Here is a 25,538-nt window from a genome sequence, read left to right on the forward strand (position 1 = left end):
ATACCTGCAGGATGGGATCGGAATGACGAATAAATATTTAAAAATCTTCAATGATATTGTCGATCAGATTGAATCGGGAGAAGTTTCGACAAACTCCCTTCTTCCCTCTGAAAATGAGCTCCGAATCCAATATGATACATCAAGGGAAACGATCCGCAAGGCGTTGAATCTTCTTGCTCAGAAGGGCTATATTCAAAAAATAAGGGGGAAAGGCTCGCTCGTGATCGAAAATGGAAAATTTAATTTTCCTGTTTCGGGTCTCATCAGCTTCAAAGAGTTAGCGGACAAAATGGAAGGTAGCGTTCGAACGATTGCTCATGATGTCAGCTTAATAAAGCCCACCCCATATATTCAAAAGCAGCTGCAGCTAACAAACAAGGATTTAGTGTGGCAGGTTATACGTACACGTGAAATCAACGGAAAAAAAATAATCCTTGATAAGGATTATTTTCATCAGAAAATAGTGCCCGAATTAACGAAAGAAATTAGCGAGGACTCTATCTATCACTATCTTGAGAAGGAATTGAATCTTCCGATTAGCTTTGCCAAAAAGGAAGTGACCGTTGTCGAACCAACTGCAGAAGACCGGCAATTTTTAGATTTAGAGGGCTTTTACAATGTTGTGGTCATTCGAAATTACGTCTATCTAGAGGATGCCACCCTTTTTCAATATACGGAATCAAGGCATCGACCTGATAAATTCAAATTTGTTGATTTCGCTCGAAGAAATCACTAAAAGAAGCTGACCGAATATGGCCAGCTTCTTTATATGAGCTACACCAAAAATTATTCCCCATAGTCGGTACCAGCTGCCTAATTATACCTCTAGTTGTTTGCGGAGGATGAATTTCTGGATTTTACCGCTGGCGTTCCTTGGCAGAACATCACAGAAGATGTATTTTCGTGGACGTTTGTAATTGGCTAGCTCGTCACTATTTTTGCAGAACTCATCCAGCTCCTGCTCGGTTAATGATGGATTTTTCTTCACGACGAATGCTGTCACGGTTTCGCCCCAACGGTCGTCTGGCATCCCAATAACCGCTACATCCAACACACCGTCGTGACCGTACAACACATCCTCTACCTCACGTGGATAAATATTTTCCCCTCCTGAGATAATCATGTCATCGACCCTGTCCTTAACCCATAGATAGCCTTCCTCATCCAAATAACCGATGTCCCCAGAATGATACCAGCCTTTATACATCGCCTTTGCTGTCGCTTCCTCACGGTTAAAATAACCGCTCATCATACAAGGACCCTTAACAAGAATTTCTCCGGTCTCTCCCGTTGGAACAATATCATCCGGGTCAGATGGACCATTTTCATTTGGACGAACAATGCGAATTTCATGATTCAAACAGGCCTGACCTGCTGAGCCAGCCTTGCGAATTTGATCGTTTTCGGAAAGAAAAGTGATCGCTGGCCCCATCTCCGTCATCCCATAGGCTTGCACAAGTGAAACCCCTAATCTATCCTGGCAAGCATACACTAATGTCGGTGCCATCGGAGCTGCTCCATAAAGCCCCAACTTTAAGCTTTCCAAGTTATAGGCGCTTAAGTCCTCTTGTAAAATCATATTCCACATCGTTGGTGCCGCAAAGAACTTTGTAATTTTCTCCTGCTCAATGAGTGTGAGGACCCCTTTCGGATCGAAATGGTGCAGGATTACATTTTTCGCACCCATATGAACTCTCGGTAAAAATGCACAGTGCAGCTCGGCACAATGGAACATCGGTGCAGTTACCAATCCCACATCCTCCGAAACGACTTTTGTACAAGCAATGACAATCAAGCTTTGCTCCACCATGTCACGATGTTTATGAATGACCCCTTTTGGCCGACCTGTCGTGCCACTTGTATACATGATGGCATAGATGTCATTCTCATCAATATTCGCTTCAATTTCCTTATTAGGTGCCGCAGCCACCTTTTCCTTGTAGCTAGCTGCATATGAAAGAGTATCCTCATCAATGGACCAAAAGGCTGTTTGCTGGAAACGATGGTGAATCGGTTCGATGGAGGATGCCAGCATTTTTTCAAACAGAACAACCTTCGGCTCAGCATCATCGAGGATAAATGCCACCTCCTCAGCCATTAAGCGGAAATTAATAGGATTAAAAACTGCACCAATTTTCGCACAGGCAAAATAGGCTGTCGCTAGCTCCTCTGTATTAAATAAATAGGTCGAGACCCGATCCCCTTTCCTTACACCCTCCTGCAATAAAGCATTTGCTAACTTATTGACCTCGATGCTCCATTCCTTATAGGTGAGCCTTAAATCTTTTCGAACATCATAAAGCGCTTCCTTGTTTGGATACTTCGCTACCGTAAGGTCAAAAATTCTGCCAAGAGTCGTCGTCATTTCAATTTCCTCCCCTATTTTAGAAATCTCCTTCTGACTGACTAGCTGGTTGGCAATAATTATTCGAATCTAGAGATTTACAAGCCTAGATTTTTGGCAATAATGGTTTTCATAATCTCATTTGTGCCTGCATAGATGCTCGCTACTGGAATATCTCGATACCTTCTAGCAATCTCATATTCCTCCATATATCCGTAACCACCATGAAGCTGCATACACTCGGTCGCAATTCTTCTAGCATTCTCAGTTAACCTCCACTTTGCCATCGACACCTTAGTCACGACATTGGCGCCATGGATATGTTCAGCAATGAGTTGATTCAAAAATGCACGCCCCATTTCAAGATCTGTTGCCATTTCTGCCATTTTGAATTGCGTATTTTGAAATCTGCTAATTGGCTTACCAAAGGCCTCCCGACTCTGAATATATTCCATCGTCATTTCAAACATTTTTTCCGAAGCAGCCTGGGCATTGATTGCCACAAGCAAACGTTCCTGCTGAAGCTTCTCCATCAAATATTGAAAACCCTTACCTTCTTCTCCTAGTAAATTCTCCTTTGGTACACGGCAATCCTCAAATATCAATTCTGCCGTATCCTGGCAATGCAGGCCTACCTTATTAAGCTTCCTTCCTCTTGAAAAGCCTGGCGCGTCTCTCTCGACAACAACGAGACTAAGTCCCTTGTGTTTTGGAACTGCTGATGGATCCGTTTTACAAGCGACAATGATGAGATCTGCATGAATCCCATTTGTAATAAAGGTTTTCTGACCATTTAACACATAATGGTCCCCATCAAGTCTTGCTGTTGTTTGAATATTAGCAAGATCAGACCCGGTCCCTGGCTCTGTCATCGCAATGGCCGTAATCATTTCTCCAGTCACACATTTTGGCAACCAGCGTTCTTTCTGCTCTTTTGTTCCATAGGCAGTAATGTATGGAATGACAATATCACTGTGTAACCCAATTCCGACAAGACCCGAGCCAACTCGCTCTAATTCCTCATTAACCACAACAGAGAAGCCCCAGTCGACACCACTTCCTCCGTATTCCTCAGGTACATCTGGACAAAGAAAGCCCTGTGCCCCCATCTTCTCCCAGAAGGCTCTCGGGATAATACGCTCCTCCTCCCACTGCTCGTAAAAAGGATATGCCTCTTTCTCCAAAAACTTTCTTAATGACTTTCGAAAAATTTCATGCTCTTCCTGCAAATAGGGATGCTTCATCAAATCTTTCTCCTCTTCCATTTAGTTGCAAACGCTTTCTAATTAATATACTATTCTATTTTTTATATTTTTTGAATACTTTTATATTTGAACTAACGTTTAGTTTCAGAGAAATTTGAAAGGAGCAGCAACTTCGCTACTCCCTGGTAAAATTGTGATTGGCGATTGCCCAAAACTACATAAATTGTGTGCAGATGAATGATACCGCTTAACGCCAAACACGCTTATTCTCAATTCGTCTTGTAAATCCCCTATTATCCAGCGCTTCTAAGAATGGAATCATGTATTTCCTTGAAAGCCCGAGCACATCCTTTGCCTCACCAACCTCAAACTCCTGACCTGTCTCAGCTCTCAATTTTTCAACCGCTGCATTAAAAACATCTCCATGCCAGGAATATTGCTCATCTAACGGCACTACTATCCCTTCATCTACCAAAAATTTCTTCATATCATCAACGATGCTGCTTGGAATTCCTGCACCATCCAAATAATCCTTAAAATAGTTGACTTTCATCCCATCAGCCTTTAGTTTATCTAGCATATTGTTACTGCGAGTCTTCCAATTCTTCGGTACATGTGGCTGAAAGTCACGAATGGAAATATATTGTTCCTTTCTTTTAAAAGTCCCTGCTTGTATTCCCCTCTCAATAACATAATCTAGAAGTGCTTTCGGATAGAGTTTCATCTGTTGTTGAAATAGCTCCGCTTTATTTAATCCCTGTTTCATCGGGAATTCCGTGTGATAATCCCGCAAACGATTGTACAAGTCCTCTTCATTCAATTCTACAAGCGCCCTCAGCGTGTATTCCTTTCCGTTCAGGAGAATAAAATCATCACTTTTTAACTCTTCCACGAGAATATCCCGTTCGAGAGAGGTTCTTGTAATCAAATCATCTAGCGAAAGGCTCTTCGATTCCATCAATGCAGAAACAATTCTTTCTCCAGGCGTCCCGACCTTTTTCTTCTCCAGCTCCGCGATCGTGCGTTCACCGAATCGGTGCTTCTCTCCCTTTGGATCGATGACCCAACCACCGCCAAGCGTTTCTACTGGACTTGGTCTTCGTAAAATAAAACGGTCCCCACGCTTCGCAACAATTTCTTCATCCAAACGGATTTGACAAAGAATCTCACCGGTTTCCTCTTTTAGCTCATTACGGTCGAAAAAGACAATGCGACCCATTACTTCTGCTGTTCCGATGTGACATTTAATCGGCATCCGCTGTTTCACCATGTAATCTAAATCCTCAACGACACGAATGGCCACATCCATCGTTCTCGTTACATTAAAATGCTCCGAGGAAACAAGCACATCTCCCCGTTCCAGATCTTCCTTCGCAACACCGGACAAATTAATCGCTGCCCGTTGACCAGCAAAGGCTTCCTTTGAAGCTTTGTGATGAACTTGAATTTGTCTTGCTCTGACCTCAAGACCCTTTGGCATCACAGTGAGAGCCTGTCCTTCCTCAACTCTCCCTTCATAGACCGTTCCCCTAACCACCGTTCCCTGACCTTTTACCGTAAAAACCTGGTCAATAGGTAGTCGAAACGCTCCTTTTACATCGCGCATTTCTTGTTTCTTTAATGTATGTATGATCAGTTCTTTGAGATCGTCAATCCCTTTATTAGAAAGACTATCGACTAACACAAGTGGAGCTTCCGCAAACACGGTTCCTTGTAATTCTTCACGAATATCCTCTTTAACCAGTTCGATAAACTCTTCTTCCACACGATCAATTTTCGAAATCGCCACGATGCCATTCTTAATCCCGAGAAATCCAAGAATATCTAAGTGCTCTCTCGTTTGCGGCATGACTCCTTCATCCGCCGCGACAACAAGCACCACTAGATCAATCCCAGCGACACCAGCAATCATTTGCCGAATAAAACGCTCATGGCCCGGCACATCGACAACAGAAATTTGAATTTCCTCATCCTCATATAATGGTGCAAACCCCAATTCGATTGAGATTTGCCGTTCTTTCTCCTCTTTTAGACGATCCGTATCAACATTCGTTAATGTCTTCGTCAACGTCGTCTTCCCATGGTCAATATGACCAGCCATTCCAATTGTAAAATATCTTTTCATTCCTATGGCCACTTCCTTCGATGTTCTCCTTCTAATTTAGCTTGAAAAGGCCAATCTTTCAAGGATTCTATTGTTTGTTCCTATAATGGTTGAGAACAGAGGTAATGAAATGCATCGTATCCCATTCATGGTCTGAAAGTTGAATAATCGGGTTTGTATCTGGCATTAGTTTTTCTTGGATTTCTTTATCTGACAAGCCGTGTTTGTACAAATCTATAATTTGTTCACTCATATTTTCCATATAATCTAGTTTCTTTCGTAGCATCTCCTTGCCATTATGGACGTAGCCAGCATGACTACAAAACATTTCCGCAAAGTCATAGGTCAACACCTTACGGATGGAATCCATGATGACGGGAACGGATTCAAAGCTAAGCATGACTTTCGGTCTTGGTTTGACATAAAGATCACCCGAAAAAAGCATCCCCTTATCATGATTCAACAAGGCTACATGATCAAAAGCATGGTCAGGTGTGTAGATTGCCTCCCACTTGGACGTTCTCGATTGAAAAAAATTTGGTAATGGTTGCGCTGTAAATGCTTCCCTACCGCCCCACACTATTTGCCGATATAGCGGATATTCTCCATCTTCTGCACAGAAATCGACAGCCGAAATATCTATACTTCCTCTACTTGGATTTGTGGTTCCCCTTGCACAAACAACTCCATTGATTTCTTGTATCTCTAGCATGGTATACCTCCTCTTTAGAACTATATGTAAATCTTCTGTTTATGACCTATAGATCCCTGTTTTTTTGCATAGAGTTGCGTTAATTAGAAAAACCTAACTTAAAAGGAGGAGCCTATGAAAAAAATCTTCTTATGTATCATACTCTTAACTGTATATTCAATTTCCTCTATTCATGAAAAACCGATTGTGACCGCGGAGCCATTGTATGCGAAATGGGGCAGGCTGGCGATGGAGAAAACGAAAGAGAAATACCCGAAGGCCGACATCATTGACTATAAGCATATTGGTCGAATGAGCGAAATTAATACCACGATGGAAAAATTTAAGCTTTGGCTAAGAGAGGGAGAAAGGGAGTTTGGAGTACTAGTGAACATTGAATTTGATAAGAAAACGGAGCGAGTCATCGCTATTACTTTTAAAGAAGTAAATAGATAGTGATGACCCCGTCCATATCTGGTCTACCCAATCACTTCGGTGTTAGCTTACCCCGACTTTTCCCATTTTCCGCAAACATGTTCAACTCCTTTTTTTCCATGGAAGGTACAAAATGATAAACAACACCAGCGCAATGCCTTCTAATACAAGTATATAAAACGGGTAAGGACCTAAGTAATCTAGTAGTGACGGATTTGAAGGCTTTTGTGACAAAAACATATAATTTCCACCGGTTAATCTGTTGACAAAGAACGCTGTGAAAGCAGCAATATTAAGAAATCCAAAGGCTTGCCACATCCCTTTTCTTGTAATCTTATAACCTTTTACAAACACATAAAACAGGGCTACCCAGATTATAAGAATGTGGGTAATAAAGAATTGAAAAAAGCGAAAATGAGGAAAGCCAAAAAATAATTCAGGCGTAATTAGTGCTTGTGATGCTCCTGCAATTCCAAGAAAATAGACGATTTGAAAAAGTAATTTAGAATTTGTCAGAAGGAGAAGTAAACAAAGAAGTAAGCTAATCGAACAGAGCTGAAGTGTTAAAGCAAATGAAATATCCCAGTAGCCGTCCTTGTATAGCCAGTAATGGTACAGTGATTCCAGCACAAACAATCCGCTGCAAAGAAAGATTCTAAGTCCTAACTCATATTTAGCAAGCTTTGTACGATAGATGGCCAAGAAGGCACTGACTCCAACAAAAACACCAAGCATCAATAGGTGTGAAATGGAGAAAAGCTTGAAAGGGAAAAGCTCATAATGGTGGCCAAAAAGAGTATCCAATCCACATCCCTCTTTCTCAGCAAATTGGTGTTTCGCAAATAAAATGGATTTTTCGCAAATATAAACTTATTATCGCAAATATATCCACAATTTCGCAAATAAATCAAAACTTGCGCAAATATCCTGATTTTGAATAGAGTCAATCTTAATGCACAGCATCTTCTAAGCATAAAAACAAAAAAATACCTGCAGAAAAATTCTGCAGGCTAACAAATTTGGCTCATTTTCATGATAAACTCTCTTCATTTAACTCAAGAAATAAAACTCCGTTGTACTACCTGTCTGTGTTGCTGTCACTTCAAGTCGGGCATCAATTCTTTCCCGTAATTCTGGCACGTGGGAAATAATCCCGACTAGACGACCGCTGCTTTGGATATCGATCAACGCTTCAATCGCTTGGTCCAATGATTCAGGATCAAGCGTACCAAAACCTTCGTCAATAAACATGGTTTCGAGGGAAACTCCGCCGGCGTAGTTTTGCACAACATCGGCAAGTCCTAACGCCAATGATAGCGCCGCCTTAAAGCTTTCCCCACCAGACAGAGTTTTCACATGTCTTTCCTGTCCGGTGTACTGATCAAAGACGAGAAGTTCGAGGCCGCTTTGTGCATTTCCTTTCGCCCGGTCGGTTTTACGAATCATTTGGTAGCGACCGCTGGTCATCTTTAATAAGCGCATATTCGCTTCGTGGAGAATATCATCAAGGAATGCTGCTAGCACATAGCGTTCAAAGGTTATTTTCAACTGATTTTGTCCACGAGAAATATCATATAGCTCGCCAACGAGCTTATATCTTTCTTCATTTACCTTCAAATCTTCATTTATTCGTACAATTCCATCCCGAATGTTCTCATTATCACGTTTCTTGATAAGAAGATCGGTGTATGTTTGATTAAGCTCTGCTATTTGATCTTGAATCTCTTTAAGATCTAGCGCTAGCCCCTCCAAATCAGGTACAGCCACATCTTTCAGCATTTCGTATAAATCCTGGTAGCGGTCTGTAACAGAGCGGAGGTTCTCCCGATATTCGCGAATCTCTCGTTCCAGCTGTTGGATTTGTGCCTCCGTCCTTTTGGCCGCTTCATATTCCTTGTAGGTGTTGAAGCCTTGCTCTCTCATCTGATTCAAGAAAATGGCTCTCTCCTGATTCAATTCGGTTTCTTTATCAGCAGCATGCTGTTTTACCGTTACAAACCCTGCCTCCTCAGATGTAAGTTGCTCCTTTGTTTCAAGAAATTCCGACTGGGCCCTCTCAAATTGCTTTTGGAGCATCTCCTGTTTACGGACGGCTTCGTTCCATTTTTGTTCAAAAGCCTGAATGGAACGCAAATCCTCAGGAATACGAGCCTTCATCCCGTTGAAGTTTGTATTTTTCTCAGCAAAGGCAATTGAAGTTTGGTTGATGGCTTTCGTAAGCTTTTCTACTTTATTTTGATAGTCTTTCTTCTTTTCCTCTTGTGATTGAATGACGTCGGCCATTTTTTGAAGCTTTAATTGGTCCTCCTTAAGCTTCGATTGCTCTTTTTGCAATTTCCTTTTCATATCTAGCAAATGATTTTTCAATGGTTCTAGTTTTTCCTCTGAAAAATCATCCCTTATCTTTAAGATTTCAGAATGGAGCTCCTTGATCGTTTCTCCCATCATTCCAACTCGGGACTGAACCTCTAAGAAAGCAGATTCTGCATCCATTCTCTCACGCTCAAGCTCTGCCACTTGAGCTTTTGCTGCCTCCAGTTCCTTCTCGTCGGGTAATTGCACACCAATGGCAGCAGCAGGCTGTGGATGATGCTCTGAACCACAGACTGGACACGCCTCTCCATCACGAAGCTTACTCGCAAGATTCGCCGCCTGACCATGCAGCCATCGATGCTCGAGTTCTTCGATTAATTTCTTAGCATCTTCAAGGCGCTGCTTGGCTTGTCCGAATTGACCTCTTTTTCTAGCCAAGAGCTCAATATTTTCCTGATATTTCAAAGCTTGTGCCTCATATTTTAGGAGGAGAGTCATTTCGTTTTCTTGCTTTTCAAACTGTCGTTCATTCTCTAATAAAAGCAGATCCGTTTTTTGGAGTGCTTCTTTTTCATCTTGAAGAGTCTTCAAACGTTCCTCAGCCATTTGAAGGTTTTCCTCTGCAAGCTTGTGCTGACCTTTAAATCCGAGAAGCTCCTGTTCAAGGGTAAGGACTTCTTTTTCAAGTAAGGCAAAGGACTTCACATCCTCTTTCATTTGCTGAAGGGAATGGAGGGCTTCCTGTGCTTGTTTTCTCTCCCCTTCACGTCCCTGCTCCCGTAGCCATGCTTCTTCCCTTTTTTGTAAAAGGAGTTGAATGTTCTCAACTCGTTGTTTTCGAATCTCCAGGTCTTGCAGTAATGAGTTTTTCTCACGGCTTAGGCGCTGGCATAGCTCCTCCTGCTTGGCCAAAATTGCTGCTTGGTGAGCCAAAGCAATATCTTTTTCTTTCCGTTCAAAAAGGTCCTTTTGTCCTTCTAGTTCGGCTATTCTTGCACCTAGTTCATCCCTTGTTCTCATTTGCTTTACGATGCTTTCCGCGTCATGAAGCTTTTTCGCAAGGGCTTCCTTGTCCTTCTCTTTCATCTTTACTTCTCGGCTAAGGATCTCTAAATGCTCTTTCATCTTTTCTATTTCATCCTCAAGCAATGGAAAAATAACCACATCGTTCACACTGCCTGTCTCTAAATAGCCATGCAAATCCTGATTATAAAGAGCACTGATTTTGCGAATAAGCTGATTTCGATCCTCTTCTTGCTTTTCCACCGCCTTTTTTAAAGAGGTTGCCTCCTCCTTCAGCTTTTCTTCGATCCGCTTATATAATTCCGTATGAAACAAACGTTGGAGGATTAATTCCTTTTCCTTGCTATCAGAAGTTAACAGTTTCCGAAATTCTCCCTGTGGAATCATGAGGATTTGACGAAACTGATTGCTGTCAATGAGCATGATCTCTTTAATACGTTCATCAACATCTCGCACATTCGCACCTAGAAGCTGCATTTCCCCATGTTCATCAAGTTGATAAAGTTCGGCTGTGGCCCCTATCGTACGGAACCCCTCGCCTCTCTCCTTTTTCTTCTCCTGCTGAGGCGAGCGTCGAATAAAGTAGTTTTTTCCACGCAAGGTAAAATGTAGCGACACTTCCGTTGGGAGATCCTCACTTGCAAACTGACTTCTCAGCTCCGGCCCATTCCTATCCTCGCCACTCGCCTTCCCATAGATGGCATAGCTAATTCCATCAAAAATCGTTGTCTTTCCTGATCCCGTCTTACCTGAAATGACGAACATCGTTCGATTACCAAGCTCCGTAAAATCGATTGTCTCTGTTTTTGCGTAGGGTCCGAATGCCTGCATAGTTAGCTTAAGCGGCCTCATTTCGCTCCCTCCTCAACAAGCACATTCTGAATCACTTCTGACATGACAGCTTTTTTATCCTCGGAAAATTCGGCCGTTGTCATCTCCTGATAAAATTGGGCAAATAGATCGATTTCTGATTTTTTTTCTTCTCTTATCGATGTAAAGCCCTGTATTTTTTTCATATCCGTAAGCTTGACCTTCCTGTCTAAATGAAGAACATTAGGATAGACCTGGCGTAATTTATTGATCGGGTCAATCAGAGCACCTTCATCATGCAAAGTGATTTTTAGATAATCATCAAGCTTCTCTTTTTCGTAAAAACTCGGGTCTAGAAGCTCTTCTAAGTGTCCTTCTAGCTCGCGCATATCCTGCTTGGGTTTGAGCGACACATAGCGTACGGAGAAGGCACCATTGTCCTCCATCTCGACAATTGAAACCGATTTTCTTTGCTTCGCCTCTGAAAAGGAATATTTTAAAAGAGAGCCAGAATAAAAAATCTTGTCGTGCTTGATTGCATCTGGACTGTGAAGATGTCCTAGTGCCGTATAGGAAAAAGGGGCAAAGAGGTCATGACTAACACAGCCTGAGCCACCAACTGACAAGGTTCTTTCCGACTCAGATGTACTCCCTCCCAATACGAAGGCATGTCCTACAAACACATTGGCTTCATTCGGATTCAAGTTCTCTTCGATTTTACTAATCACGGCCTTCATGGCGTCTTGATGCGAATGAATTGTGTCATCGTCTAGTAGAGCACGTACGATTCCCGGTTCTGCATACGGAACAAGGTAGAAGTTAACTCCGTTAATATGGACGGGATGAAACTGGTTGTGTGGCTTCCCTGTTAAATAGAAATGGCTATTTTTATACCAGGAGCTCCCAAAGGAAAGTCGCTCGGCACTATCATGATTTCCAGCAATAGCCACAATCGGTGTTTTTAATTCTACGTTTATTTTAAATAGAATCTCATCTAATAGATTCACCGCTTCAATCGGTGGGACAGAGCGATCATAGAGATCCCCTGCAATTACGACTGCGTCTGGCTTTTCTTTTTCAATTAATTCTACGAATTGATTTAGTACGAAGCGCTGATCGTCCGTCATATAAATTCCATGTACAAGCTTTCCTAGATGCCAATCAGCTGTATGAATAAACTTCAACCCTATCACCTCTCGTTTTGTCTCTCATACTCCCATTATAACAGTCTGTTAAGATAAGGGTGGGTACAATAATCGGTAGGGAAATATTTTCAAAGTCAGTAAAAATTCATTCTTTCGGATCTAAAAAACAGCCCAACCAATTTGGTTGAGCTGTTTTAGCACATTTAATATTATAGTTTTACTACGTTAGATGCTTGTGGCCCACGAGCTCCTTCTACTACTTCAAAGGAAACTTCTTGACCTTCTTCTAAAGTTTTGAAGCCTTCAGTTTGGATTGCAGAGTAGTGTACAAATACATCATTTCCATCTTCAGACTCGATAAATCCGAAACCTTTTTCTGCGTTAAACCATTTTACTTTACCGTTTTTCATTGAAAAAAATCCTCCTATTGCACCATTGCCCTGTGCGATATTCACCATTTACAACGTATTGCATCTGCTTACATACCCCATCCAAACTTTTTCTTTTGAAACATGTTGGAACAAGTGTCTTGCAAAAATCTAACACGTGCAGAACGGCTGTTTTTAGTATACCGTTGTCAGTCTATTCCGTCAATATAAAAAGCCCGACAAATGCCTATATATCAATGTTTCTTTCTGTCGAATGGTGTATAATCCTCTCGAATACTTAATATTTTTCTTAAAATCAATCACTGACTATGAATTGATTATAAGAAACTACTCCTTTAATCTTTCGGGTAGACTTTGAATGGATTGAACGACTACATCTAGCTTTGCTTCTATGCGATAAAGCAAATAGAGTGTCACGACAATTGGAAAGCCTACCTCACTGATTAGAGGAATCCATTGTTCCATTTTTAACCCTCCTTCCTTCTTATAGGCCAAAGGGAGCCAGAATCTAGAAATCTCTGGCCCCCTTCATTCCTTAAATCTCGTATTCTGTTACATTACGCTCAATTACCCTCGCACCTTTAACCGCAACTAGCTTCCCTTTTGTACTATAGAAAGCATTTGAAACGATAATGGCTTCCATTGCTGATTTTACCGCTACCGGATCGACCGGCTCCTTAGGAGCATCAAGCGAAATATTGGTGGCTTGATTTGAATCCGTAACAAACTGAAGTTCCAAGGTCTTCATCATTCTTTTCACCTCCTAGTATTTATTGATGATTCTTAACCAACAATCTCAAAATTGTCAGTTCGTTCTACGCCTGCTAAAGGGTACTCTGTTAACTCTCCCAAAGCTTTAGCCGCCTGAGAAAGCTGCTCAGCCGTTGCATTCTTTCGAATGTTGCTATACGTTTTTGTTTTGTAAATCGGTTCACCTTTGTCATTCAAGCCTGTCTCAAACAATAGACGAAGTCTTGAATCCATAATCATTGCCTCTGCCATCATCCCTCACCTCCCTTCACCCTCTACATACAAAAAAGAAAGACAAAAGGACATGGCATTTTCAGTTTAGTACCTTTTTAATTTGGTACCTTAATTTGGTACCTGGTACCGCCGGTGGACATTTCCTTTAAAATGTCCATCTCAGGCGGACACTAAATGCGAATGGAAGTGATAGAGCCGTAATAAAAGTAAAATTTCTTTTTCTTATGACGGTCGAACAAGCACTTTTTTTCGTTTTTCATACCTTATATTAAAAACATTCCTCAATATAAGGAGGCTTGAAGAGTATGGAGCTGTTAAATTTTTTAAATGGAAATTATTATGTACTTGTACCTGCCCTGTGGGTAATCGGATTTGCGCTAAAGTATACTCCCCGAATTCCAGATTGGACCATTATTTGGATTCTTCTATTTCTGTCTGTAGGGACTGGGATTTTTACATTCGGTTTTTCCTTAGATGCTCTAACAAATGGAGTAATTGCCGCTGGTATCGCTGTCTTTGGACATCAAATGATGAATCAAACATTTGGTGAGCGAAAAACGAAAACAGGAAGAAATAAAAAAGTTTAATCCGCTACGAATTTGGGTAATTTAATTATAGAGCTAGGTTTAGATCCTCTCCCTTACCCTGCCGAAATTCCCCCTCGGCAGGGATTTTTTTATAGTTAAAAAGGATATTGGAGAAATATTAAGAACACTTTGTGAGAGAAAAGGTGTAGAGATTATTGAGGCAACAGCTGGTCTCTACTTTAGTAAACTCAACAAAAAATGAGATGGCGGAACTCATTAAACCGAGCAATAGCCTATAAAAAAGAAGGGATTACTTCCCTTCCTTTTCCACTTTACTTGGCATTGGCTGCTCTCCACCGACATTGCTTGCAAGGACTTCCCGATCGAACTTTGATGGATTCCTGCCGATACTTGGCGCAGTATTTGACATTGGGAGCTGCTCAAGCTCTTTACCTCTGGGCATTCTGACACCTCCTCTTCTATAAGTTGCACAATTCCCATATGAATATTTATTTTCGATTGCCTTCAAAAATTTGGCATATAATTCTTCTCAATACTCATACTAAATTCAAGGGACTTGTAGCTCAAACGGATAGAGCGACCAGCGATGTCATCGGACAACTGCCTGAGTGTTTTGTAGGTTCGAATCCTACCAAGTCCCGTTCATCCATCTTTCTCATCTCCTAGCATTCCCTTTTTTGTGATATATTTAGTAGAAATAGAATCATAGAATAGGTGACTCAGATGAAGAAGAAATGGCTTTGGGGGATAGGAATATTTCTTGGAATATCCTTCATGATCAGTCTTGACCTTTATAAATCACATAAGGAAGAACAACCACCGATTCCAATCATTATAGTTGGCGATGTTGAAGCTACAGTCACACTGGGCATGTTTCAATGGAACGATAAGCTAATGAATGATAAAGAAAAGGATGAGATTTTACAAAATACCCGTACAACCTCCATCAATCCTCTTGAACATCTTTCAATAAGATTCCCGGGGGAACAGCCAACCTCTATTACCGTCTCCTTCTGGGATGAAAAGTACCAAATGGATATGCCATTATTTCAAGGGAAGCACGAAAAAAATAAACTTATTCGAATTCCGAATGATCCTGGCCCTTTAACACTCACTATTCAAGGAAAATGGGAAGGAAAGAAACAAGCAACATTTTATGTTCCCTTGGAAAGAACACAGGTGGTTTCCTATCAAAGCTTACTTAGTGATGACGATCAATCATTTTCTTTTTTTTATGTATATGATGAAATGGGCTTTTATGATCCGTTTGCAGGAACACCCATCGGCACTCCTTCGATTTCTATCTCAAAATGGACGGGAACCGATGATCTCCAATCTGTTCAGAAAAATTATCCGGAACTCAATATTACGGCCGCACCAACTTACCTCCTGTTTGATGATGAAAAGGTAGTCATTCAAACCAACGATGACAAGGAGTTGCTTCAATTCTTTGAAAAGAAATTCCAGCCATTGACTGAAACATTAGGTGGGATCGTTTTTGAAATTGATCGGGAAAAGAAGATCTTAGATTTATCTTGGAGGAAATTTTATTATGAAAAGATTGAGGAATTAAAGATTGGTCAAGAAATACAAGCAAAAGTCACCTTTAACCATTTGACAGACCCCTTCCAAACGGAAGTTCATTCGATGGAAATCATATCAGATCCGCCTGAGGAACTATTACAGGAAAAATGGTTTTCAAAAAAACCAAATCAATATAACCTAGTTGCGGTCGGGGATGAACACTTTTTTGCTCAAATGAACGATCTGGTTCGAGAAGAAATTCTTTCAAGAATAAACAAGGTTTACTTCGAACCAGTTAGTGGAGGGTGGCATTTTATTGGTCAGGGCTTTGTCTTGTTTGATGATCAAGGTGCCGTCTATATTACCTTTTATTTTAAAAATCTTTTAGAATATTTGAAAAGCCATGAGTGATAAAATTACGTTCATGCTGAAAATACCGAAGGAAGTGACAGCATCTCCTTCGGTATTTTTTGCTCGGTTCATGATAGAGCTTAAATCTCTACAACTTTTTATCCACTTCTGAAGTATCGACATCCTCCCCGAACCAATCTGCTAGTTTCTCTCTTGCCTTTCCCTTCACCTCTTCATCAACATGAACAGCCACTTGGAATAAAGCGACTCCTAAAGCACCAAGATCATCTGTGAAACCGACCCCAGCCGCAATATCTGGAATCAAATCAAAAGGGAAAATGAAATAGCCTAAGGCAGCCAATATGGTCACTTTGGCCTTTGTTGGCAGTTCTGGCTTTTGCAGTGTATAAAAGAGTAACAGTGCTGTATACACAACCGAATGCCCAGCTTTAACAGCAAATCTCTTCAATTTTGCCCAAAATTTTTTCTCGGAATAATGCTTTTGCATCTCTTCCATCGCATGACTCCCCTTCCGTTTTCCTCTATTATACTTTACGGTACAAACACCTGCAGAGTTTCAGATCGTGGTAAAATAAGGTAGGAGGTGAAAGCATTGGATGGAAGAATCCAAGAGTTAATTGACTATACCTACATAAAGCTTGGGCTAGAAAACTACATCTTACAGCGACATAAACTCTATCGGAAGGTAAACTTCCAGAACGAAACCATTTATACATTAAGCATGGAATGGTTCCCTAAAAATGTAACTGAATTTGATGAAGATCTTAACCCAGTGGGGACAGCAGTCGTTGAATTACGAATTGACAATCGAAAGTTTGAGAGCATTATTTTTGTTGATGGGAAATCCTATGCTGATAGCTTGACGTTTTCCAATGTCGGTCTAGGGCAAGTGGTGAATTGGATTGAGCAAGAAACAGGGCTGAAGAACGGAGCTCAATTCCGGCTGGTTGAAGAGAAGACAGGAGAATATCGCTTTCAGGAATGCTATCATGGGGTACCAGTTTCTCCTTCTGGCTACATAGAGATTAAATTTGACGATGAAGGAAGACTCATTTTCTATAGTGTATTTGGAAGCTTCCCTTCTGCACAGCTTTTTAACATGGAAGAATTCACGCTTAGCTTAAACGATGTTGAGGAAATTGCTGCTGAACAAGTAAAGCGGATTGATTTTCCTTCCTACGAAAAGAAGCAATTGATCCCAATTTATGCACTAGAGGAGATCTATATTCGGAATGACCTTGGGAAGACCATTCCATTTGAAGTGTTTCCAATTGAGCAGGCCTTTGTGAAAATAGAGAAGCCACTCTATTGGGAAACGAAGAGTAACCAGCCTTTTGAAAGAATGGAAATCAAATTTCATGAGGACATTTCTTCTGAACAGGCCTTTTCCCTCGAGCCTCACCCCGATTTAGAACCGATTTCTCCTCACGATCAGGAGCAGGCCATTGCTGAAGTAATCCACTTTTTGCAACGGGTCTACCCTGAGGATTCGGGAAAATGGATCTTAAAAACATTACATCGAGAGAAGTGCTATATTCACGCTACCTTAAGACGTCAACAGACAGATCATAAAGTCTTTCAGCGAAAGCTAATTGTATTTTTGGATCAAGCGTTCAAAGCCGTAAACTATATCGACAATGAAATGATGCTTGAAATGCTGCATGATTTTACTAGTGCTGGAGAAGTTAAGATCCAGAATGAAGAAGCTTTTGCAAAACTCAAGCCATTTCTTACGCTAAAACCCGTCTATGTCTACGATACCGAAGAAGAGCGCTTTGTTTTATGTGGAAAATTAGATTGTCATGATGGGGTCCATGCGGTAAGTGGTGAAGTTGTATCCCTAGATGAGATATAGGGCAAAAGGCCGGTTTTATTTTTTCCGTGGGAGAAGGTTAGGGATTGTTACCTGTACCCTTCTATTATTTGTCCATGGTATAATATTCCTTATACAATAGGATCGGTTCACTCAAGGGTGGTCTGGCTCACTCCCGCTTGAAAGGGGGTGATGCGGTGACGACATACGAAGCGATGATGTTAATGCTGACGTTCGGGATGCTTATTCTCGCATTGTTGTCTCATGACAAAAAGAAATAGACCTCCCTTGAGCCTAGCAAGTGCATAGGGATTGGTCTATTTCGTTTGCCAATTGGAGCCGGCCGCTTCTTTGAGTGGCGACTATTGTATTTGGCAGCGGGTGCAGCAACACCTGCTGTCTTTTTTAGATTATGTTGATTTCATTATATTATAACTCTACAAAAAAGGAAATAAACATTCGTGCAAATGGTCCTTAATCATCAAGATTGTCTTTTGCTTTTGAGCTTTCTGTTCTAACGAGCTTTTTCTTTTCGGTTTGATGACCGATCCTGTCACTTTCTTGGCTTGAGGGAAATCATTCTTCCTATGTCATACCCTCTATCGCATTTTTACCCAATAATGCCTCATGGATTTTGGAATTCCCTTGAGTTCAAGAGCTCCACCATAAATAAGAGCACGTAGCCGATATTCCAAGTAAAAGATATTCACAAACAAATTTGATTGTTCAAGAATTTCACCGATTACTTCTCCCGCCCTGATAAAATCCTTTGTTTCTTGTTTCGCGTGAAGCCTATCAATTACGCTCATAAGCAGAGGATCAAAATAATCATCGCTTACCCCGACTATTTTCTCATTTTCCCAGATTCGTAAAACTTCCTTCGTTTCTTCTAAAGCTTCCCATTCTCTCTCCATTTGAACTCGTTCAGCAGCGGTTAATGGCTCTAACGACTTACTTTTTACAAAAATCTCCTTTGCCTGCTCAGGATTTAGTTGCCCGGTTGAAAATACCGGATTTGTTTCGTCTGATAAAGATTGTTCAGTTGAATTTATAATGAAAATATCATTTGGTTTGTTCCGTAGCAAATAGAGGAAAAAACGCAGTCCTGTTTGTTCATCGGCATTATTCCCCACCCACAAATAAATAGGTGGCTTATCAGATAAATCCTCTATTTCTCGCAAAGCATTAGTAAACTTGTTTATGTAATCATATTCATCCTGCATGAGATTTATATTTTCATACAGCCACTCGTTACGGTAGTCTTGCCCCATTTTTTCAAGTAGCTTCCATAAGGGACCAATGGAAAAGAAATCAGGGAATCCAATCACTTCTTTTGGTCTCGGAAGCCCCACCTTTAAAGAGCCCGCCGCAGACTCAGTACATACGAGATGTATCGGAGATATGGAGTCCTTCCCTCTTTTCCGTAATTGCCGCCGGCGGAGCTGAATTTGATTATTTATTTCTTCAACCACGATGTTGACATGATCTTGAGCGAGGAAATACCCTCTCCCTTCAAGGGGAGCATGCTCCTCATGGTGAAAAGAATCGAATTCCTCTCCATCATTCAGTTCATAGGTCAACCACTCTCCACATTCGCTTATCGTTGTGAAAGTGGCATAATGATCGCTCTCTAGTTTCAATACAAACACGATGTTCGGCTCTACAAAAAAATACAAAAATGGATTTTGAGCTTTCGTCCGAATAGAAATCACCCTCCCATTAAAATGATAAAATTCTTTTGCCCAACACCCTAAAAAAAGCCATCTATTTCAATCCTTAATAACTAATCCCATCAAACTGGCAAACTGAATCGCCTGATAGCTTGATACCTTGCATCCTCTTAAATCCTTCAAGTCGACCAAGAGCTCATCGAATGTTGAGGTTCTTATGTCAATCCCCTTTAAAGAAGTTTCACTAAAGTTCGCTCCATCCAATAAACATTCTTGAAATTCGACATTTTTCAATTTACAGTTAAAAAAATCGGTACCTTTTAATGCAGTATTCTTAAAGATAACTTTTTCTAGCTTTGACTCACCAAATGCCGCTAAATTTAACACAGAATCCTCGATACCCACATTTCCAAAATAAGACTCCGAAAAGTCGACACCGACCAATTTACAATTTCGAAAAACAACTCGGTGGATAGAGGATTTTCTTAGCACCGTATTGGATAAATTACAGCCATCAAAAATCACATCTGTCAGATCAACTTGACCGAAATCAGTATGGACAAAGCTACAATCTTTTAACACTACATCATATAATCGAAGCTTATCGATCACTTCATTATCAAAAACCGAATCCACTACTTCACAGGTTTCAAGGGAAAAATCCTCTTCATAAAATATCTCTTTGAATCCTTTTCGTGGCAATTCTCTAGAAATCCTTGGTGCATCCATCTTCATAAGCATTTTCCTCAATCAAGTCTTATTTTTTTATAATGTTAGCTCAATCAAATTCCCCTCAAAATCTTCGATAACACTTCCTCCCTCTTCAGGAAAGCCTGACACAATCGTTGCTCAAACCAATATTTTTCTCCCAACAAAATTAGCCGAAACAGGTTGGATATCGAGTTCCCTTGCCCAAACGGACAATTGACCAATATGATGAATTTCGTGGGCAATGATATGGCGGAGGATTTCAGACTTCATGTACGGTTGTTCATCCCAAGGAACCGTTACGATTTTATCCTCAAAACTAGCCAGGTCTTTATACAGAAATTCTTTAATTTCTGTTCGGAATTGATTCGAAAGAGCCGTCACTTTCTCAAGTGTAGCATAATTCTCAAAGTCGACCATAATATCTTCCTTGTCCTGAATCCCTCGAATCCAACTATATTCGATGTCAATAATATGAAAAAGAGTATACAAAATACTCCCTACTCCACCTGTCCGCTCCTTCACTAGTTCTTCTACAGGTAGCTGATGACACCAGTCTAGCCATTCATCACGTACCTGCCAGTTATATTCAAAAAAATGTAACATAGGAACCACCTCTATAACAAGAATATACTTCGTTAAAGCCCTATAAATCCTTCATTTTTCACGCAAAAATTTCCCCAAACCCACTTCACGGTAATCCTCTTTACTTCATTTCATAAGTCAACCATTCAGACAATTGCCCACCCATCTTCTTGTATAGAGATTGAGCAATGACATTATCCTTTGCCGTTTCCCAGGTCATATAGGCAAAGTCATTTTCTCTGATATAAAATAGACAGGCTTGAAATAATTGCTCCCCTAATTGTTGTCCTCTAGCCGAATCCAATACAAAAAGATCATTCAAAATGGCTGTCTTTTTTACCTGTAAAGTGCTCATCGAAAAATAGAGGGTAGCAAATCCTAATAGTTCACCAGCTTTCACAGCAACAAACTGAAGCCCTAGTGTTTGATTATCTATTAAGTCGGCAATCAATGCTTGGAGTGATTCTTTATCGGGCTCCGGCCGTTTATAAAAATCGACAATATACAAATGCATCAAATTTAACAGCTGTGGAATGTCTTCTTTGTTCGCATTTCTAATTTTTATTTCCTCATTCACTAGCAATACTCCCCTTTTGTAAACGACTCTATCTTTTTTTGACAACATAGGTGATCGCATTTGTCCTCATAAGAACAGCTTTCTGATCCCTGATAATTTCAAATTCTAAGGGCTTCACGATGTTTTGAATAACGTCCCATTTTTTCAAAGAACTGATAGTTCTCATAGCAGAAATCATGATACTTTTTTTCTTCATTACGTACAAATTGAATCCTACTCAAACTCATCTCCCCTAGAGGTTATTGTTCAAATCCTTTAATTAACCAAGCAAAAATTCATACCCCACATAATTGAATACATTTCTGAATCCTACATTCTCAGCTACAGCAATGGAAGCTTTGTTCATTTCCATACAATCCCAATAGGGGACCATATTATTCGCTAAACATTCTTTTACAAAACTGTGCGTGATTTTTCGAGCTAAATTCTTGCCCCGATGAGCTTCGACAGTTTCGATATCAATACAATGCACATTCTCCACAACAAAGCCTGAAAAACAGATGCAAACAATTTCATTTTTGTAGAGAACACAATATCCAATTCCCACGTCTAAAAATTCCTCAGGTGAAGACCAGAATTCCAATATTTTGGACTGCAAAAATTCAAAATTCCTAATAGAGTTATGATTCATAAGTAGATTGCCCGTGATTTTCACAATTTCATAGCCCTTTTCAAGCATCGGCTCACGGTTCCCTTGATAATCCGCTACCTGTAATGTGTAAACCCTTTGATTCCAACTCCCCAGCTTTCTTTCTTCAAATACACCTTCAATCGTCTTGTTCCATTTCTCATGGTTACCCAGTCCTTCAAACCATTTCAAATTTACTTTTTGTGCCTCTGGGATGATAACTTCATCAATGAACTGGTTTATTTCACTATTGAACTTCTCATTTTCCTCATTTCCAAAAAATATGAATCCGTCATTATTCCCAAGCCAAATCATTCCTGTGCTAGGTGAAACAGGCTCATCAACAAATATTCTTCCAGGATTAATCCCTTCCACTACGGCTTTAGCCTCTAATTGCCTTGTTCACTTAATAAGCTTCTACACTTCCAAAACTCAAGATTATGCAATTCTAGTATCATTGACTCCTCCAAATATCAGATCTATATTAATGACTATTGATCCATCTCCCTATTCTATTACAAGAATCTTTACTGAGCTCTGCGGGCCCTTACCAATTAAATCCCCCAAACAAAAAATTCTTTCAATTTCTCTTTTACGAATATCGTTAAATACCGCTTCTAAAGCTGTTTTATTTCCATGAATATCCGAAATAATCGCAATTTTTGTCATGTAGTTACACACCCTATCTGTTAAATGATTTATTCTATTATAGCAAAAAGATTGGTAGAAATAGGTAGGTTTCTATTTTTTCTTATAGTAAGTGAGGAGTGTACAACGCTAAATTTCTTGATAAAATGGAATCAAACCACAAGGGAGGAACCTTAATGACACTCAAAAACAAAGCCAGACAACTCCCATCTTCCCCTGGGGTCTATTTAATGAAGGATTCCTTTGATGCGATTATTTATGTTGGAAAATCGAAAAATCTGAAGAGTCGCATCCAATCTTATTTCCAGACCTCTAGCAAGCATTCTAAAAAGGTGGAGAAGCTAGTTAAAAATATTCGCAGCTTCGACATTATTAAAACGGATACAGAATTTGAAGCCTTGCTGCTTGAGTGCCAATTGATTAAACAACTACAACCAATTTTTAATCGAATGATGAAGAACCCACAGGTCTACTGCTATATTTCGGTTCACGTCACAGAAGAATATCCGAGTATAAAAATTGTCAACAGCACCGGAAACAATGAGCATCAATATTTCGGACCTTTTCCGAATCGAAACAGAATCGAAACAGCCGTTCAAGGCCTTAAGGAATTTTTCCAAATCGACTGCTCTGCGCAAGCAAATCAGCAAAAAGCATGCTTGAATTATTCCCTTGGATTGTGCATGGGAATTTGTTTGGGCGGGGAAGAGGTGAAGAGAAAATATCATTCTAGCCTTAACCAAATTATCAACTTTTTAAGCGGGAATGACGATAGTTTATTCGATGAAATGGAGAAAAAAATGAACGATGCTTCGGAAAGCTTAGATTTTGAGACAGCTGCCAAGTACAGAGACTACTTAGATACGCTTCATACAGTTCATTACAAAGAAAAAGTGCTCCAATTTGCAAAAGAAAATAAAAAGCTTCTTGTCATTGAACCACTCGATGATCGCTTTTTCAAATTATTCCTTATGGAAGGTGACAGAGTTCTTTTCCGGAAAAAATACGAATGGAAAATGTCCAGTTTAAAGAACTTATGTACACAGTTAAAGGCAGATATCTTGATCCCTCTCAAGCATGAAATCATAACCTCCTCTAACGAAATCCAAAAGAACGAAATAGACGAGGCACAAATTATTTACAGCTATGTGCAAAACGCTGAGTACTGTATATATATAGAAGATGAATCGGAAGAACATCTAAGTAAAAAAATACTGGACCTTTTAAAAAAAGCAGCAAACTCGAAACTGGGAGTTTAGCTGCTTTAAATAATGTCCAGATCTATTGGGTCAATACTGCAAATCCTAGCCAACCAATCAATAAAAAATTAGGAATTACTAGTACTACAGATAGCCATATTTTTCGTTGCTTCAAATACCAGGCGGCTCCAACATAAAATAGAGGGAAGATGAGTCCCCATATTTCAAACCGTGGCGTTGCTGCCAGATACAATGATAAAGGCAAAATTAAAACAGAGGCTATCACTAAAAATAAAGGTTTCTTCGAATTAAGCGAATAAATCGCCAAAACGACTGAAAGAATCATAAAGGGCCAGAAAAGTACTTGTATGAGGACCTCCTCCTTATCATGGAAACAACGAATTTGGTCCCTATGAACTAAACTCGTTGTGCTTGCATGAGTTCATAAATTTTACGAGCGGTGTTGACATTTCTTACGGTAACCTGTTTGTATATTTTGGTTCCAATAATCTTTGTCATTCCGCTTTTGGTTACATTTTTCTTGTTAACGGACCAAAGAATCGCACCCGGGACATATTTCACCGTCTCGATATCTGGTTTGATGACCAACTTTTCAAGTACAGATTCATCATCAATCTCATCCCATAGAAACATGACATCACTTTTCATGTCTTTGTCATTTCTCCATGTTTCAGGAATAGCGCGAATGATTCTACTGACATCATCGATACTTAGAATGACTACTTTAATTTGGTACCCGGAATCATGATGAATCGCCTCTTCCAAAATACGTGATAGTTCCGTTTTGTTTTGGCTATTATGTGAAAAAATAATATTACCTGTATTTATGTAAGTCATCACATCATTCATCCCGGCTTTTTCAAACGACTGCTTAAGTAGCTTCATGTCAATTTTGTTTTTTCCACCTACATTAATCCCCCGAAGAAGCGCGACATAAACCATAAACAACCTCCCTTCAACTGAATATATCGTTCAGATAGTCCCCGTTGCCCACGAAACAATTCAACCTCACCACTAGATGAGTTCCATCCATAATGAAAGCAAATCTTTTAGTGCTTTGCATAGCATTTTATTATTTAATTCATTACCACAAAAATCCACCTATTTAACAAAGTGACATATATCTAAAATTACTTTTCCACTTTCATCAGGTTTAGTAAAACGAGGGCAACCATATCGTTCAAAGAACCACCAGGCCCCTTTTTCATCAGTTACTATTTCAAAACCTTCTTCCGAAAGTTTTTCGGCACATTGCTCTTCCTTACCATATATTTCTGGTTCTGTCCCATGTAACCAACAAACACCTAGATTAGAATCTGAAAAATCAATATACTCGTACCCCTCTGGTACTACTGTACCTTCTGGGAGAAACATCCCTATCCAATATTCAAATTCTTCCCCCTCTTTCCAGCGCATCAAGCCAACATTTGTGTTGAAATCTTCGTAAATATTCATAAATTCATCTGTTACCAATGACTCAAGTTTATTAAAACGCTCAGCAGCAAACCATTCTTCCCATTTTGCCCCAAATCCCCCATTAACCCTATCTTTATTACCATACCTATTACCAATAAAACGCATTGCAGGAATTGCTTGTTTATAGGTTTTTACTATTTCGTACATTTTTGCACCTCCATTGTAAATATCCCAAAAAAAATTTTTAATTCGTTATCTTATTCTATGAATTGTTTAATAATCCCTTCTTTAATTAAGCTGAACCACTAATACAACAACGATTTTCATGTTCAGAAACGCACTCTGTGACGGATAAATAATCCGAGAACAATTAACAAAGACCCAAT

The 25,538-nt window shown here is 40.0% G+C and carries 27 protein-coding genes, 1 tRNA gene and 3 pseudogenes; 9 read left to right on the plus strand and 22 right to left on the minus strand.

What is annotated here, in order from left to right; translation table 11 throughout:
• The first annotated feature begins 22 nt into the window (after positions 1-22).
• On the plus strand, positions 23-736 hold the full coding sequence (gene treR / locus J2S07_RS05445; RefSeq protein WP_307149399.1) for a trehalose operon repressor: 714 nt from the start codon (positions 23-25) through the stop codon (positions 734-736).
• Positions 737-817: 81 nt separating this feature from the next.
• Here treR and J2S07_RS05450 read toward each other — a convergent pair whose 3' ends face one another.
• From J2S07_RS05450 to J2S07_RS05465, 4 genes are all read right to left on the minus strand, one after another.
• Positions 818-2,365: a fatty acid--CoA ligase gene (locus J2S07_RS05450; protein WP_307149400.1), complete on the minus strand. Its 1,548-nt coding sequence runs from the start codon at positions 2,363-2,365 to the stop codon at positions 818-820.
• A gap of 77 nt (positions 2,366-2,442) precedes the next feature.
• Entirely contained in the window at positions 2,443-3,588 is a 1,146-nt protein-coding gene (locus J2S07_RS05455; RefSeq protein WP_307149401.1) for an acyl-CoA dehydrogenase family protein, read from the minus strand.
• 208 nt (positions 3,589-3,796) lie between these two features.
• A complete protein-coding gene (gene selB / locus J2S07_RS05460) occupies positions 3,797-5,674 on the minus strand; it encodes a selenocysteine-specific translation elongation factor (RefSeq protein ID WP_307149402.1) in 1,878 nt (625 codons plus the stop codon).
• Positions 5,675-5,741: 67 nt separating this feature from the next.
• The gene (locus J2S07_RS05465) at positions 5,742-6,365 is read right to left on the minus strand and encodes an MBL fold metallo-hydrolase (RefSeq protein WP_307149403.1); all 624 of its coding nucleotides are present in this window, start codon (positions 6,363-6,365) and stop codon (positions 5,742-5,744) included.
• Between the two features lie 114 nt (positions 6,366-6,479).
• On the opposite strand from J2S07_RS05465, the gene J2S07_RS05470 reads away from it, so the two are divergent.
• Positions 6,480-6,800, plus strand: a complete 321-nt coding sequence (locus J2S07_RS05470; RefSeq protein ID WP_307149404.1) for a DUF3889 domain-containing protein — start codon at positions 6,480-6,482, stop codon at positions 6,798-6,800.
• An 81-nt stretch (positions 6,801-6,881) separates the two neighbouring features.
• On the opposite strand, the gene J2S07_RS05475 is transcribed toward J2S07_RS05470, so the two are convergent.
• The 7 genes from J2S07_RS05475 to J2S07_RS05505 form a co-directional block, all read right to left on the minus strand.
• The gene (locus J2S07_RS05475) at positions 6,882-7,583 is read right to left on the minus strand and encodes a YwaF family protein (RefSeq protein ID WP_307149405.1); all 702 of its coding nucleotides are present in this window, start codon (positions 7,581-7,583) and stop codon (positions 6,882-6,884) included.
• A gap of 246 nt (positions 7,584-7,829) precedes the next feature.
• Positions 7,830-10,967 carry an AAA family ATPase gene (locus J2S07_RS05480; protein WP_307149406.1) on the minus strand — a complete coding sequence of 1,046 codons (3,138 nt, stop codon included), beginning with the start codon at positions 10,965-10,967 and terminating at the stop codon, positions 7,830-7,832.
• The gene (locus J2S07_RS05485) at positions 10,964-12,109 is read right to left on the minus strand and encodes an exonuclease SbcCD subunit D (protein WP_307149407.1); all 1,146 of its coding nucleotides are present in this window, start codon (positions 12,107-12,109) and stop codon (positions 10,964-10,966) included. Before J2S07_RS05485 ends, J2S07_RS05480 begins: the two co-directional genes overlap by 4 nt.
• Before the next feature lie 170 nt (positions 12,110-12,279).
• The gene (locus tag J2S07_RS05490) at positions 12,280-12,480 is read right to left on the minus strand and encodes a cold-shock protein (protein ID WP_307149408.1); all 201 of its coding nucleotides are present in this window, start codon (positions 12,478-12,480) and stop codon (positions 12,280-12,282) included.
• A 306-nt stretch (positions 12,481-12,786) separates the two neighbouring features.
• A complete protein-coding gene (locus tag J2S07_RS05495; protein ID WP_307149409.1) occupies positions 12,787-12,924 on the minus strand; it encodes a YvrJ family protein in 138 nt (45 codons plus the stop codon).
• Positions 12,925-12,994: 70 nt separating this feature from the next.
• Complete coding sequence (locus J2S07_RS05500) at positions 12,995-13,210, minus strand: DUF2922 domain-containing protein (RefSeq protein ID WP_307149410.1); 216 nt, start codon at positions 13,208-13,210, stop codon at positions 12,995-12,997.
• A gap of 32 nt (positions 13,211-13,242) precedes the next feature.
• Complete coding sequence (locus J2S07_RS05505) at positions 13,243-13,461, minus strand: DUF1659 domain-containing protein (protein ID WP_307149411.1); 219 nt, start codon at positions 13,459-13,461, stop codon at positions 13,243-13,245.
• 287 nt (positions 13,462-13,748) lie between these two features.
• Between J2S07_RS05505 and J2S07_RS05510 the strand changes: the two genes are divergently transcribed.
• Both J2S07_RS05510 and J2S07_RS05515 read left to right on the plus strand, forming a co-directional pair.
• On the plus strand, positions 13,749-14,030 hold the full coding sequence (locus tag J2S07_RS05510; RefSeq protein ID WP_307149412.1) for a phage holin family protein: 282 nt from the start codon (positions 13,749-13,751) through the stop codon (positions 14,028-14,030).
• Positions 14,031-14,124: 94 nt separating this feature from the next.
• Positions 14,125-14,199 (plus strand): annotated as a pseudogene (locus J2S07_RS05515) (IS200/IS605 family transposase); the annotation flags it as partial.
• A gap of 81 nt (positions 14,200-14,280) precedes the next feature.
• Here the strand turns inward: J2S07_RS05515 and J2S07_RS05520 are convergent.
• On the minus strand, positions 14,281-14,433 hold the full coding sequence (locus J2S07_RS05520; RefSeq protein ID WP_307149413.1) for a hypothetical protein: 153 nt from the start codon (positions 14,431-14,433) through the stop codon (positions 14,281-14,283).
• Positions 14,434-14,543: 110 nt separating this feature from the next.
• Between J2S07_RS05520 and J2S07_RS05525 the strand changes: the two genes are divergently transcribed.
• Positions 14,544-14,631: transfer RNA gene (locus J2S07_RS05525), tRNA-OTHER, on the plus strand.
• 83 nt (positions 14,632-14,714) lie between these two features.
• Entirely contained in the window at positions 14,715-15,926 is a 1,212-nt protein-coding gene (locus tag J2S07_RS05530; protein WP_307149414.1) for a hypothetical protein, read from the plus strand.
• A gap of 88 nt (positions 15,927-16,014) precedes the next feature.
• Here J2S07_RS05530 and J2S07_RS05535 read toward each other — a convergent pair whose 3' ends face one another.
• Complete coding sequence (locus J2S07_RS05535) at positions 16,015-16,383, minus strand: YkvA family protein (protein ID WP_307149415.1); 369 nt, start codon at positions 16,381-16,383, stop codon at positions 16,015-16,017.
• An 87-nt stretch (positions 16,384-16,470) separates the two neighbouring features.
• On the opposite strand from J2S07_RS05535, the gene J2S07_RS05540 reads away from it, so the two are divergent.
• The gene (locus J2S07_RS05540) at positions 16,471-17,742 is read left to right on the plus strand and encodes a hypothetical protein (protein WP_307149416.1); all 1,272 of its coding nucleotides are present in this window, start codon (positions 16,471-16,473) and stop codon (positions 17,740-17,742) included.
• Between the two features lie 155 nt (positions 17,743-17,897).
• Positions 17,898-17,981, plus strand: a complete 84-nt coding sequence (locus J2S07_RS21910) for a putative holin-like toxin (RefSeq protein ID WP_370872793.1) — start codon at positions 17,898-17,900, stop codon at positions 17,979-17,981.
• A 318-nt stretch (positions 17,982-18,299) separates the two neighbouring features.
• Here J2S07_RS21910 and J2S07_RS05545 read toward each other — a convergent pair whose 3' ends face one another.
• The 7 genes and pseudogenes from J2S07_RS05545 to J2S07_RS05575 all read right to left on the minus strand — a co-directional run.
• Positions 18,300-19,412 carry a DUF1835 domain-containing protein gene (locus J2S07_RS05545; RefSeq protein ID WP_307149417.1) on the minus strand — a complete coding sequence of 371 codons (1,113 nt, stop codon included), beginning with the start codon at positions 19,410-19,412 and terminating at the stop codon, positions 18,300-18,302.
• Positions 19,413-19,469: 57 nt separating this feature from the next.
• Complete coding sequence (locus J2S07_RS05550; RefSeq protein ID WP_307149418.1) at positions 19,470-20,105, minus strand: pentapeptide repeat-containing protein; 636 nt, start codon at positions 20,103-20,105, stop codon at positions 19,470-19,472.
• 114 nt (positions 20,106-20,219) lie between these two features.
• On the minus strand, positions 20,220-20,684 hold the full coding sequence (locus J2S07_RS05555) for a DinB family protein (protein ID WP_307149419.1): 465 nt from the start codon (positions 20,682-20,684) through the stop codon (positions 20,220-20,222).
• 100 nt (positions 20,685-20,784) lie between these two features.
• Complete coding sequence (locus tag J2S07_RS05560) at positions 20,785-21,288, minus strand: GNAT family N-acetyltransferase (protein ID WP_307149583.1); 504 nt, start codon at positions 21,286-21,288, stop codon at positions 20,785-20,787.
• A gap of 50 nt (positions 21,289-21,338) precedes the next feature.
• Positions 21,339-21,461: a hypothetical protein gene (locus tag J2S07_RS05565; RefSeq protein ID WP_307149420.1), complete on the minus strand. Its 123-nt coding sequence runs from the start codon at positions 21,459-21,461 to the stop codon at positions 21,339-21,341.
• Positions 21,462-21,499: 38 nt separating this feature from the next.
• Positions 21,500-22,326: pseudogene (locus tag J2S07_RS05570) on the minus strand (GNAT family N-acetyltransferase).
• A gap of 55 nt (positions 22,327-22,381) precedes the next feature.
• A pseudogene (locus tag J2S07_RS05575) lies at positions 22,382-22,537 on the minus strand (metallophosphoesterase family protein); the annotation flags it as partial.
• Between the two features lie 155 nt (positions 22,538-22,692).
• Here J2S07_RS05575 and J2S07_RS05580 point away from each other — a divergent pair.
• Positions 22,693-23,775: a GIY-YIG nuclease family protein gene (locus J2S07_RS05580; protein ID WP_307149421.1), complete on the plus strand. Its 1,083-nt coding sequence runs from the start codon at positions 22,693-22,695 to the stop codon at positions 23,773-23,775.
• 357 nt (positions 23,776-24,132) lie between these two features.
• On the opposite strand, the gene J2S07_RS05585 is transcribed toward J2S07_RS05580, so the two are convergent.
• Together J2S07_RS05585 and J2S07_RS05590 are read right to left on the minus strand one after the other, a co-directional pair.
• Positions 24,133-24,678, minus strand: coding sequence for a DUF1697 domain-containing protein (locus J2S07_RS05585; protein ID WP_307149422.1), 546 nt, complete (start codon positions 24,676-24,678; stop codon positions 24,133-24,135).
• A 159-nt stretch (positions 24,679-24,837) separates the two neighbouring features.
• Positions 24,838-25,359 carry an AraC family transcriptional regulator gene (locus J2S07_RS05590; RefSeq protein WP_307149423.1) on the minus strand — a complete coding sequence of 174 codons (522 nt, stop codon included), beginning with the start codon at positions 25,357-25,359 and terminating at the stop codon, positions 24,838-24,840.
• Positions 25,360-25,538: the final 179 nt, after the last annotated feature.

This window comes from Anoxybacillus andreesenii, assembly GCF_030813005.1.
GTDB lineage: Bacteria > Bacillota > Bacilli > Bacillales > Cytobacillaceae > Robertmurraya > Robertmurraya andreesenii.